Origin of the sequence: Nostoc sp. ChiQUE01b, from assembly GCF_034531255.1 — a bacterium.
Classification (GTDB): Bacteria; Cyanobacteriota; Cyanobacteriia; order Cyanobacteriales; family Nostocaceae; genus Nostoc.
In genome coordinates this window covers 1-12,412 of record NZ_JAVRBM010000140.1, presented here as the reverse complement: position 1 = coordinate 12,412, position 12,412 = coordinate 1, and the positions used below count along the sequence as shown (strand labels likewise).

Annotated in this window: 8 protein-coding genes; 3 read left to right on the top strand and 5 right to left on the bottom strand. The window is 42.1% G+C overall.

All coding sequences use genetic code 11. The features are described from left to right. The coding region (locus RMY63_RS39870) for a hypothetical protein (protein WP_322733954.1) at positions 1 to 663 on the top strand (663 nt) is incomplete at its 5' end. 114 nt (positions 664 to 777) lie between these two features. Here RMY63_RS39870 and RMY63_RS39865 read toward each other — a convergent pair. The 5 genes from RMY63_RS39865 to RMY63_RS39845 all read right to left on the bottom strand — a co-directional run bounded on the left by RMY63_RS39865 (position 778) and on the right by RMY63_RS39845 (position 8,344). After that, entirely contained in the window at positions 778 to 942 is a 165-nt protein-coding gene (locus RMY63_RS39865) for a hypothetical protein (RefSeq protein ID WP_322733953.1), read from the bottom strand. Then, complete coding sequence (locus RMY63_RS39860) at positions 936 to 3,230, bottom strand: type IIL restriction-modification enzyme MmeI (RefSeq protein WP_322733952.1); 2,295 nt, start codon at positions 3,228 to 3,230, stop codon at positions 936 to 938. The genes RMY63_RS39865 and RMY63_RS39860 overlap by 7 nt, the downstream gene beginning before the upstream one ends. Before the next feature lie 205 nt (positions 3,231 to 3,435). Next, entirely contained in the window at positions 3,436 to 4,692 is a 1,257-nt protein-coding gene (locus tag RMY63_RS39855) for a hypothetical protein (protein ID WP_322733951.1), read from the bottom strand. A gap of 82 nt (positions 4,693 to 4,774) precedes the next feature. Beyond that, on the bottom strand, positions 4,775 to 7,921 hold the full coding sequence (gene drmD / locus RMY63_RS39850; RefSeq protein WP_322733950.1) for a DISARM system SNF2-like helicase DrmD: 3,147 nt from the start codon (positions 7,919 to 7,921) through the stop codon (positions 4,775 to 4,777). Positions 7,922 to 8,188: 267 nt separating this feature from the next. After that, on the bottom strand, positions 8,189 to 8,344 hold the full coding sequence (locus tag RMY63_RS39845) for a hypothetical protein (RefSeq protein WP_322650597.1): 156 nt from the start codon (positions 8,342 to 8,344) through the stop codon (positions 8,189 to 8,191). A 181-nt stretch (positions 8,345 to 8,525) separates the two neighbouring features. Between RMY63_RS39845 and RMY63_RS39840 the strand changes: the two genes are divergently transcribed. Next, positions 8,526 to 10,847: an argonaute/piwi family protein gene (locus RMY63_RS39840; RefSeq protein WP_322733949.1), complete on the top strand. Its 2,322-nt coding sequence runs from the start codon at positions 8,526 to 8,528 to the stop codon at positions 10,845 to 10,847. Further along, a complete protein-coding gene (locus RMY63_RS39835; protein ID WP_322733948.1) occupies positions 10,844 to 12,295 on the top strand; it encodes a hypothetical protein in 1,452 nt (483 codons plus the stop codon). The genes RMY63_RS39840 and RMY63_RS39835 overlap by 4 nt, the downstream gene beginning before the upstream one ends. Positions 12,296 to 12,412 lie beyond the last annotated feature (117 nt).

Genomic DNA, 12,412 nt, shown 5'->3' with positions numbered 1-12,412 from the left:
GCCCTTGTCGCCCTTGTCTACCTGCCCGTGCTTTGTGCCAGTTGCGTAAGTCCTGGCGTTAAAAGAATCATGCTTGCACTTGAACTGTTGCAGGGAGTTAATGTATGGACAACAGGCGAAAATAGTATCGCAGATGTTAATTTTAAGTGGGATTTAATTATTAATGTCAATAACCAATGTTACCCTTTACAAATCAAATCAAACTATGAAACTGCTATAGAGGCATACGAAAAATATGTAGAACGATGGGAACAAGCAAAAATTCCATTTCTCCCTGTAATTTTTTGGACTAATGCAGGTTCTTCTATCAAGAAAATAGCTCAGAGTTTCGCACAATTGTTCGATGTACCTTTAAAAGCAACCCAGGTATCTACTAATTTGGAAGTAGTTTCGACTGAGGTAAATTTACATAAAATCTACAAGCATATTGACGAGGTGGGGACTGGTAATAAAGCTCATAAGCCTATTGTGGAGGCTTTGTTCGATGCTGCTGGTAGGGGAGAGTGGCATAAACAAGCAGAAGATTTGTTGCAAGCAATTGTTGATAGAGGAAAGAATAGTCACTATCAACTTATTAATCATTGCCGTATTATTGGCAAAGCTAGGCTTAAGCAAGCTGAAGTTTTGAAAGAAAAGTTAGAAAATACACAACAGGAACTTTGATTGGGTTTGTAAGACAATATTATGTCAAAAAATAGATTGAGATATTAAGGCAATTAAGCTCAAAATTATGATTTTTTATTTTAATTATTTATCACCTCTTTCCAATTATTATGCCTAAAATAAACTCAATTGTTCACTATCATTATCTTGTTCTTTAGGTTGTACTTGCGCCTTTTTTTTAACTCCAGATTTACCTTTTTTCTTGCCTTTATCATGTAAACCCTGTGCTACCTCTTCAGCATAGCGTTGGTGATTTAATTCTAATAATCTATCTAGCACTTCTCGCCGTGCAGTTTCGCTGATGGTGAAGCGTAAGCCTTGTTTAGTTTGGTTTCCCGCCGAATCTCTTCAGCAAATAACTCCGGTGTCCCAGTTGTGTCTAAATTCCAATAACGCAACTGTTCCAAACTCACCCCAATTAGCGAATCCCCACACTTGAACGCATGATCCACAAACGTAAACGGACGATTCTTTTGCAATGTTATCAACCACAGCGATAACTTTGCCATTTCCACCGCCAAGGGGTTTTTATCCACCCCATACAAACACCTGTCCGCAATTATCCGCCGCGCCACCATCAACCGTTCATCCGCATCCTTGGGAATTACACACTCCTCTGGACGCGATTTAGATAAAGTTCCCTCCGGTGCTGTCACCACCTTCCCCGGATTCGCCTTTTCCGCATTTTCCCACGCTTCCACCAACCGTTCCGCCAAATAGCGACAAGTCTGCACCAAAAACGCCCCCGAACCCATCGCCATATCGCAGATTTTCAACTTTAATAATTCTGCTGCTGACTTGAGTTTCCACTGTTCCTTCGGCTTCCCTTCAGCCACACCCTCATATACCAACGGTTCCAAAGTGTACTGCACAATTTCTTCCGTCAAACTGCGCGGCGTGTAGTGTGTCCCCGTCTCCCGGCGATCGCTTCCCTGCGTCACATACACGCTTCCCGTAGGAATCACCACCGGATAACCTAAAGTATCTAATCTTACTAACCCAGCAAAAGGCAACACGCGGTTAAATAATTCCTGGTCATTATTACACGCTGTCAACAAACGTTGTTCTTCATACGCCGTCAACTCTTGCTTTAAAGCCTTCTGCAAAGCAGACTGCGATCGCCCAGCCTCCGCTTTTAGAAATTTAATTAATTCCCCATCCCCAATTCCCTCCAACCTCTCCAAAGAAACTTCCGGTTCCTGCGATCGCGTTCCCATCAACCCCAAAACAGGCGCAGTTGCCCTTACTGCTGTATGGTCAAGCAAACCTTCATAAACATGACCAATTTGTTCAATACCCAACGCCCGGAAGGATAGCCTACGTGGTTCTACAGTACCAGCCACCTTAACTTGTAATATTTGTAAAGCTTCCAATAGGTGCAGCACAATCCGGTTATTCACAGGAATCGGGTCAGCAGAAATTTCTTCCCAGCGTGTCCCCGACATTCGACCTTCTAAAAATGGGAACCTGTCAGGGTCAAATAAACTACCACCATAGGCGGGAAGCTGCAAAGTATCATGCTGAACACCGCCATAAACTGCCCGAAATGTCGCCAACAGCCGACACCAAGCATCATAACGCCGTTCTAATACTTCTTCACCTTCTTTATCAGCCCGTTGCTGCAACTGTTCCCGCAGGGTGGAAACAGCATAATACTGGTCATAAAGGGGGTCGCCCAGTAGCAATAAACCCCGTTCCTCCGCCGAAAACAAAAACACCAGCCGCATCATCACCGTCAACGCAGCTTCGTAAAGGTCTGTTTCAGAAATACCTTGAAGGAGAGTGCGGTTTCTATCTTGGTCGATGTGGTCTAACGCCTCTACCAACACCTCCACCGCCTTGCGGACTTGATAGCCAAGTTGGTCGGTAACTTCTTGCTGGTCGGTAACACTTGCTTGCAGCAAAGCCTCCAAGCTTTCCGAGTCATCTACCCCAAAAAAGCGCTGTACACCCAGCAAACCCCGAAATGCCCGCAGTGTGGTGTGTTCTTCCAGCCACAGCACCCCATACCAGGAAATAAAACCAGTCGTTTCCCCGCGTGGGGCGTTTACCAGCAGCCAATGTTCTCCATTCGTCACTAATCCCAACCGCACATTACAAGCGTGCAGCAACTCCATCATCCGCGTCGCTGGACTTGCTTTCCAACGGCGGTCTTTGAGGGGTTTTTCTAAATTCTGCTGAGGCGATACAATCTGCACTAATAAGCGAGGTTTGTTCCCATCCGGTTCAACTACCACCCAGTCGGGACGCAAAGTTTCACCCTGTTCAGCAATTGTGGCAGCCAACCCCGTGGGAATGCGTTGACCTGTTAATAAAACTTCATCTGGCAATTCTAAAGTCTGCCGCAGCACAAAATCTACCCACGCCCGATGAATTGCTGGTTCAGGTTTTGCCCCTAATTGATTATCTTGCCATTCTTCGTATGCTAATCGTAACAGCTTTAAGTGTTCTGGATCGTGGGCATCTAAGCCATTAGGAAATACTTTGAGGAGTACAGGTAGACTGAGAAAGGGACCAGAAGCTTCAACTAGCGATAACCATTCGGCGTGGTGACGGGCTGTAGACATGGGAAATAAATAAGGGAGAGATTATAATTTGAAGAGTTACATGATCCAGGGCGAACGCACGGGATTTCTGAAACCCTTGCTGGGCATGGATCTTGATAAAAAATAGGCTAAATTTAAAAACGCCGAAACCCTTGCTATTAAAGGATTCTTATACTTTAGATGCGTTTGCCCTGGTTACATGATCAAGTTAGCGATAAGTTTGAAACTATTTCTCATCTTTATTAACTGGTTTTAATAATCTTGTAACTAGAATATTTTTTCTTTCCATTTCCTTTATCATTTCTTCATTCTTAGACGAAGTAATATCGTCTTCTAACAAGTAATTTGTGATTTTACTCCCAAAACTATAAATCTTTTGTAGCGAAAACTCTTTATATTTCACTTCGGATTTACATGAACGTTTGATAGGTTTACCTGTACCTTTAAATACTATTTTTACATCTTCCTGATTCATTCTTTCTAAATGAGGAGAGCTTGAAATGTCACTCCAAATAGATTTACCTCTTTTTGGTTTCACATAAATTTTATGCCCCGTCACTAAATTAGTGACTTCCAAATTAATAAAGTAATTGTGCTTTATTAAAATAGCTGAATCTATTTCCTTTTCTTTTTTTAAGTATGGAATTCTATCTATCCCGCGTACAGCATATCGTCTCGCCGAAAATTCAATTTCTAATGATTTTGGATTTTGCGGATCTATTTCTCCTGCTTGGATGACTTTAGCTTTATAAATATATTCTTTACCATTATCTAAATCTAAAATCTGAATAATAATTTCTTTCCCTAATATATCACCTATATCGTTATTACCAACACCTAATAACTGTATCGTTTTCTCGTCAACTAACTTATCTACATTTTCACCAATTAACTCTAAAACCAAATCCCCAGTATCTTGTTCCTGCTCTCCTTGCAATTTCTTATAAAACTCTACATCATTAACATCAAAAACAATACAATTATCTTTAATAAAAGTAAGATAATCTAATACATCTTTGTATATTTTGCTATCTTTATTACTTTTAACAATAAAAGAAGATTCAATATTCACCCCAAGAATAGCTCTTTGAGTGAAATTATGGCTCCCTAACCAAATTTCAACATTGTTATCAGGCATCTCAAACAGAATTATTTTGGAATGTAATAAATAAGATACTTTCTTTTTTTCTTCTAATTCATAATTCTTTGAATTTGTTTTAATCTCGTAATTATGTAAAAAAATATTAGAACCAGAACTTTTAAAATTTGCTAAATAATCAATATTAGTAGGACTGTGTAGATCAATGCAATAATAGGAATTATCTCTTTGGAGGACTAATGCTAATTCCTCAATAAATTTAATATCAATTGTCCAGTAAGCAACAGTCCCTTTAACATTTTCACATTTACACAAAGACTCCTTCAATCTTTCCTTAATACTTGATTTTTTGACGGTAGGAATTAATTCAATATCAATGTTCATTTGGTTTACAATCAAAATTTTATAGGGATTATAAAATCAGTGAATTTTCTTTTCAGTAAATTCTCCAATCCTCTCAGTCACATTATCGTGCTAGCTTTTGGGGAATTAAGTAAGTAATCGCCAAGGGAAACAGTCGCGGTGTCGGATTTGCAAACCTAGCTTGAATTGCAGCCACTTCGCGCTCAATTTCTGCTGGAATTTGCTCTACTCTCGCCTTAAGACTGTTGACATTGCGCTCGAACTGTTCCTTCTCTGCGGTATTAAACAATTCCAACTGCTTAAACTCAGGTTCATCCAGTTCATTGAGAATGCTTTGACGCAATTCCGTTAAAACTGCTGTAATATCAGCCGCTTCTTTTTGAGCGCGATCGCCTAAGTCTCGTTGTAAACTTTTACTACGGTCTTGAAGCCGTGCCTCTAAAGCTTGCATCAAAGCTGATGCGTGACTATCCCATAACTGGGCTAATTTCTCTGTGACATTTTCCGGTGCTAATTCTGGTAAAGCCACTGAAACAGCTTCTTGAATTTTCATCACACCCAAACGGCTAAATTTTCCTTCTTTAAGTAACCCACCCGCCATGATTACTTCCTCATGTAACCGTTGTTGGTCGCTTCCTAAAATCACCAATCGACCGTAAGCTATAACCGCAGGTGTATCCAAAACCGAATTAGGAACCAAACGCGCCGTCACCCGATGCAAAGCTTTTCTACCTTCCTTTGACCAAACTTCAGCGCGTAACAAACGCAAGCACATCTGCACTAAACGATGATTCAAGTGGGCTAAGACTACATCATCTCTACCATGCGCCAATTCCGGGTCAAAAACAATCGGACGAATTTCTTTGGTGTGGGGATGGGCTAAACCTTCGCTGCAAACTGCCCAACTGCTTTTTAATGGTGGTAGGTAAAACACCTTCCCAGCAATCCCCTCTACTTTCCCTGCGATCAAAAGTGGTTGTTGGGCTAATTCCAAACCAATTTTGACCACCGCCTCAATATTATCCGGTGTCAATCGCAAATGCTGGCGCGTCTCATTCAACTGTTCTCGCAGCTTTTCAATTTGCTCCCGCACCTGGCGCTCAAATTTCAACATTCGCCGCACAACTTCAGACTCTCTCTCTGCGACTGAAGTATCCAGAACGCTGCGATACCCCATCATTGCTTCTTCCACCTGCGCCGCAATCACTGGCCCCACCTTACCTAAATCTTCGCGGATGTTGTTAATTTTCAACGCTGCCCGCATGAGAAATTCTAAATCGCCTTCTAACTCACCGGGACGTAGCCCAGTTGTATTATGTTGATAATCTTTGCCAACAAAGTGGTAAATCCTCACTAGGGATGCTTTTTGCCCATGACGGTCAATTCTACCGTTACGCTGTTCCATCCGGTTCGGGTTCCAGGGAATTTCATAGTGGATAAGGCGCGAACAAAAATTCTGCAAATCCAAACCCTCACTCGCCGCATCCGTCGCCAGCAAAATCCGCACTGGGGAAATATCAGGAGACGCTTGAAACGCTGCTTTTACCTGTTCTCGGTCTTCTGACTTCATCCCGCCGTAAAGTGTCATTAGGCGATCGCCTTCTACTAACCCCTCTGTGGCAAATAAGTTATATAACCATTTCTGGGTAGCTCGATATTCTGTAAAAATTATTACCCTTTCATTTGACCATTTACCATCGGGTTTAATGTGAGTATGAATCCAGTTAAGTAGTTCTTTGGCTTTGGCATCAGATACTCTGGATGTCGTCTCTGCCCATTCCCGCATCTGTCGCAGCAAAGCCTGTTCTTCTGTACTCAGTTCTCTAAATAACCTAGTTGTATTAGTAATTGCCTCATCTGTCGATTCTTCATAAACTTCATCATCTGCAAAATCCTCTTCAATTTGTGCCAATTGGCGGCGCAAAATACCTTCTGTCGGTCGAGATAAACTGCTATAAGTGCGGCGACGGGCATTTTTTAGCGATTCTTCATGCTGTGCCAAAGTAGTTGCAAACGCTTGAGGAGACGAAAACAACCGTTTTTTTAACAACTTGAGGACAAATTCAGTCGCATATTTTTCTGTATTATCTGCCACCCCCTTGCAGCGCAATTCAGTATATCTTTTGAGGTTACTGTGTGCTTGTCGTTCTGCTTGAGGATAGTCTACAGGTATAGCTTCTAACTGACGCTGTGGAAATAAGTCAGAACCATCCCAACCTTTCATTTCCGATTTTAGACGGCGAACCATGATTACTTGTAACTGCTTGCGATCGGGTGATACCCCCCGTGCAAACCGTTGGCTATCAAGTAATTCCAATAGGGCTGTAAAACTTTCGGGGTAGCCGTTGTGTGGTGTCGCTGTCAAGAATAGTTTGTGTTCAAAATGCGGTACTAAAAGCCGAATCGCAGCAGTCCTCAAAGAATCAACAGCATAGTTTCCACCGCCAGAGGGAGCAACATTGTGTGCTTCATCCACAATCAGCAAATCAAACCGCCGGGGATACATCGGTTCCCCTTCACCTGGTAACATTTCTCGCAGAAGACGAAGAGGGCGATCGCGTTTGAGAAAATCTATTGAGGTAATCAACCTGGGGAAATGCTGCCAAGGGTTGACGTGGATTCCCCGCTTCCGTCGTAGTTCCTTCATTAAGGTACTGTCCACGACGCGGAAATCTAAACCAAACTTATCGCGCATTTGGTCTCGCCACTGAATTTGCAGTGAAGATGGACAAACTATCAAGATGCGCTGGCAGCGATGACGAATAATTAATTCTTGGGCAACTAACCCCGCCTCAATGGTTTTACCTAATCCGACATCATCTGCAATCAGCAAATTAACGCGAGGCATTTGAATTGCTCGCACTACTGGATCAAGCTGATAATCTTCAATATCGATGCCACTGCGAAAGGGAGATTGTAAAGTGCGAATATCAGCTGTTGATGCTGCTCCCCAACGCACAGCATCGAGAAATGCATCTAACCTCGCGGGTGCGTCAAAGCCTGTAGGTCTAGGCAACTCCATCTTTTCATAAACTAATGCCCCAGGCTCTAATTCCCAAATTACTTGTAGTTCTTCACCCAAACCATCATCTTCAACAGAGGATAGACTGACCAAATGCTGGGTTTTTTCCACTGCACTCAGCATTGGGTTGGTGGGTAAAGTCGTATTACGCACATCCGTGACAACGAATTGCCGGGAGCGAACGTTAACCAGTTGACCTTGTTCTGGGATAGCTCTGACTATAGCCATGATTTGGGGGATGGGGAATTGGGGATTGGGAATGGGGAATTATCAAAAATAGGTTTGTGTTGTTATTATTGTTACTTCTCTTTTCCTATACAGTCAAAATTCTCAGTGATGTGTTCTCAAAATAGTGGTGCAAAGCATCTCTCGTGAGAACACATTCAGTAATTCAAACTGTGAAATGTATGCTAAATTTTTTATTTCATTGGAATTTTTGTAGTTTGCGTAGGCGCAGCCCGCACTTCTCTACGAGAGGCTGCGCCAACGACAAGCTCAGTGAGCATCGTAGACATCGCTATGTACGTCAGGAGGGCGGGTTGCTGAACTGTGCTGTTTCTCGCTTTTAGCAGAGGCCAATAAACCAGACCTTTGCTGATCTGTAGATACCTGTAGGCGAAGCTTTCGCTGCGATCGCTTATCCAGCCACAAAGTAAAACTTAGAACATAAAAAAAATCTAGAGAATGGCGTATTCTTCCAAAAAGTGTAAATAAATACGCTAAATATAGAATAATTAACCAGTACTAATGTACTTGCCTTAGTTCAGATAACCAAGGGGACTGAGGTACAAACTGCATCAAAATTTTCCCAGATATAAAGTAAGTGCTAGATATGTCCATTTGCTTCAACGGGTTTAAGGTAGAACTTTCCGCTAATACGTTCACCGCCTATGTTCAAGACATGCCAGATAATAGAGGGCTACGAGAATTACGAGAAAAACTCCAGTCGGACTGGTTTCTTCATTGGCGCTCTGGCAAAGTCTACGGAATTCCTAAAGTTAACGTATCTCAACTAACACAAAGTTTTGGCAAACCCGTTGAACTGAAGTGTGACGAACACCTGCAACTCCTAGCAGATCGCATCAACAGTGTCTTGCCAGATATATTTTACCAATACTCAATTTTTCGATTTAAACCCTTCACATTCCTTGCTCAAAAAGAGGAGTTAGTCAGTTCTATTGCTACTAAAATCAAAGACTTACCATCACTAATTTCTGCCTTCAAAATTAAACCTAAATTTGCACTTGAAGCAAAGTTGGTTGAACTCCGCCAAGAGGAGACATTTATTGGTCTGTTCCTGCGGTTAGAAACTCGTTGGGAAATCCTGGCATCCCTGAGCGACCTACAAAATGCGGGGGTTAATCTTCAAGATTTATATGTTGTTCGTCGCCAACCTCAACCAGGACAACGCCGTTTGGTTGGAAAAATCAGCCACATCTGTGAAAGAACAGTCAACTTATTAGAATCATTCGATGGAATTACTTCTATCAGTGAAGACGAAGTATGGTTAGAAGGCTCTAAAGCGTCTTTTGTACGTTGTCTCAAAACATTGCTGGGAGATAATTATGATGCCTTTGAATCAGAAAGATTTACTCAGGAAGCTAATTTTTTAACTGGCCCTGCATTAGACAATATTTTGACTCGCATGGAGACCTTTCTAGTCAGAAAATCTCCTATGCAGCTTGCACCTAATTTATCTGCTCATGTTAGAGGTCGTATTGAAGCAGTGAATGATGAGAGTTACCAAACAGTGATTTCTGCTTCACCAGTAGAGTATTGCTTTGATGCAGCCAGAACAAAACGAAGTTTATACGCTTGGAGCGGAATCGAGAAATACGGGCCTTTTAGTCGTGAGATTTTCTCAAAAAAATCCCCTGAAATATTGGTTCTTTTTCCAGACACTGTTCAAGGAGCAGTAGAAAATTTTTTGAAAGCTTTCAAAGACGGAATTAGTATCAAGAAAAAAGTATTTAAAGATGGGATTGAATGCTGGGAGGAAAACTCCAAGTACTCAGGTGGATTTGCTAAAATTTTTGGTCTTTTTAATCCTAAGCTGACTCTGCGGCAAATTCCCTGGCTCAACAGTAAACATAAACCACCAGCAGTCGCTTATAGAGAAGCTGTGGCGCAGGTTTTAGAAAAAACCATGCCAGATGCAGCTATTGTTATTGTTTTAGACGAACACTCAAGGCTTCCAGACCCAGAAAATCCTTATCTTCAGTCCAAAGCTCTGTTACTAATGGCTGGAATCCCTGTGCAAGGCATTCGGGCATCTACTCTGGGTCAATCACGTTATTCAATGCAATACACGCTGCAAAATCTCAGTGTTGCTCTCTATGCCAAAATGAACGGCTTGCCTTGGACAGTAGATCATGACCTGACGATTAGCGATGAACTTGTCATCGGCATAGGAACTTGTGAACTTTCTGGGAGTCGCTTCTTTGACCGACAAAGGTTTGTAGGTATCACAACAGTTTTTAGAGGTGATGGAAACTACCTCTTGGGCAATCTTTCCCAAGAGTGTTCTTATTCTGAATATCCAAGTATTTTGAAAACATCTACTGTATCAATCTTACAGGACATTAAGCGACGCAACGGTTGGCAACCAGGAGATACTGTTCGCCTTGTATTTCATGCTGCTAGACCTTTCAAGAACCTTGATGTAGCAGATATTGTGGCACAGTGCGTTGCGGAGGTTGGAGAAGAACAAAACATTCAATTTGCTTTCCTAACAGTTTCTCACGAACACCCGTTTACTCTGTTAGATAAATCACAACAGGGTATTTCTCTCAAAGATGGTGCTAAAAAAGGACAATTAGCACCACAGCGAGGCATAATTGTGCAACTTGGAAGATATACCCGACTTTTGTGTACTAACGGCCCAGCACTAGTGAAAATGGCGCAATCGCCTTTACCAACCCCTTTATTAATTCACCTACACCCACAGTCCACTTATCGGGACTTGACGTATCTTTCCGAGCAAGTGCTAAAGTTTACATCATTATCGTGGCGCTCCTTGCTTCCAGCTAGCAAACCAGTGACTATCTATTACTCTGAACTAATTGCCGAACTACTTGCCCGCCTTCGCAATATTCGAGATTGGTCACCTGCATTGCTCAATATCAAACTTCGTGCAAGCAAGTGGTTTCTATGACAGATGCAGTAGCAAAAAGCTTCGGTTATCAATTGGATTTTCTGACACATTATCTGGGGGCAAACTATAACTGGGAATCACCAGAAAGTGGCTTTGCACGCTATATTTTTTATCGCGCTGATAGCAAACCACCTTTTAGTGTGGCAACAGATGCAGCAATTAACAGTTTGGAACCAAGGCGACTACATCAAGCTCCTGTTCTTGCTGCTGTGGGTTATGAGCTTGCTTGTGGCAGAGTTTTTGGTGAGAGTTTTTTGTCAGCTTGGGCAAACGGTTTGACGCGACTGGCCTCTCGTGAGGCATTTCCTTCGGATCGAGCTTCGTTTTTTTATCGACCTGTAGAACTGTTGGGTATATCGCTTGGTGTAAGCTCTTGCCCAAAGGTTCGCCCTGAAGACTTGCGTTGGTTGCAGGATGTATTAGCAGAGGGAGAACAGAGATTAGTTCATGGCGAATTATGGACATTTATCCTCGGCATTTATGCAGCAAAAATTCTTTCTGTATCTTGGAAGCTGAAAAATCTACCGTTGCCAGAAGAAATGACTATTGATGAACTGGCCCTGGTTAAGTTGATATGTCCTTTTCATTCATATTTGGCTCAAGTAGTTGGTTTTAAAGTGCTTGAGAGTGAAATAGATAAGGCTTTACTTTCTAGTTGTATAACAGCATCTGTCTCGGCGCATGACACTTCTCATGCTGCTGCACTGTATCTTTCTCTGCAAAAAACTGTTAACCAGGTGTTTCTGGCAAGCTGGGAGCATTACTTTCAAGTTGGTAACAGCATAAAACAACCAGTGAAATTAATTAGGTTTCTTTGCGATCGCTTCCATCTTGTTGCTGGACAGCTTCAGTCTCCACATTACGGAATTGAAATTAATGATGAGTACGATGTCCAAGATTTATTGAACTCTCTATCGCAGCTTCATTCAGATACTGATGCTGTAGTGGCTAAGGTGATAGATGCAATGAGGCAGAAACTTGGTAATCAGATAATTAATCATCAAAAAATTATGATTACAGGAGGTAATGTTACCATGAGCAACAATCAAAATTATGTAGAAACTATGTCAGAGCGCAAAATAAATATCAACCAAAGTGGGGCATCAATTGGTGTTGGCTATAGTGAGAACGTTGAGGCAAATCAACTCGGTGGCACTATAAACAACTATCCTTCGGAGCGGAAGCAGACTCTAGCTGTTGCAGCCGCAGAGATACAGCAGCTTCTGCAACAGCTAGAGCAGACTTACCCCACCAACACCACAACAGGGCAGATGGTAGTAGCGACAAAAGTTATTGAGCGTATAGAAAGTGACCAAATTTGGAAACAACGGGTTGTAAACGCAGTTAAAGAAGGTGGTCTTCAAGCGTTCGAGAAAGCCATTGATAATCCTGTGGGTGCTTTTATTGTAGGAGCGATCAAAGGTTGGCAGGAAGCTGAAATTGAGTGAAATCTGTTTTAAGAAGTTATATAAATTTTATTTTGACTAGCAGTGACAATCTTTTGCAATACTTCAGGACTTACGCAACTGGCACAAAGCACGGGCAGGTAGACAAGGGCGACAAGG

Coding starts and splice junctions, on each gene's coding strand:
- RMY63_RS39860 (WP_322733952.1), bottom strand. CDS start 3,230: ATGTCTACAGCCCGTCACCACGCCGAATGGTTATCGCTAGTTGAAGCT.
- RMY63_RS39840 (WP_322733949.1), top strand. CDS start 8,526: ATGTCCATTTGCTTCAACGGGTTTAAGGTAGAACTTTCCGCTAATACG.
- RMY63_RS39855 (WP_322733951.1), bottom strand. CDS start 4,692: ATGAACATTGATATTGAATTAATTCCTACCGTCAAAAAATCAAGTATT.
- RMY63_RS39835 (WP_322733948.1), top strand. CDS start 10,844: ATGACAGATGCAGTAGCAAAAAGCTTCGGTTATCAATTGGATTTTCTG.
- drmD (WP_322733950.1), bottom strand. CDS start 7,921: ATGGCTATAGTCAGAGCTATCCCAGAACAAGGTCAACTGGTTAACGTT.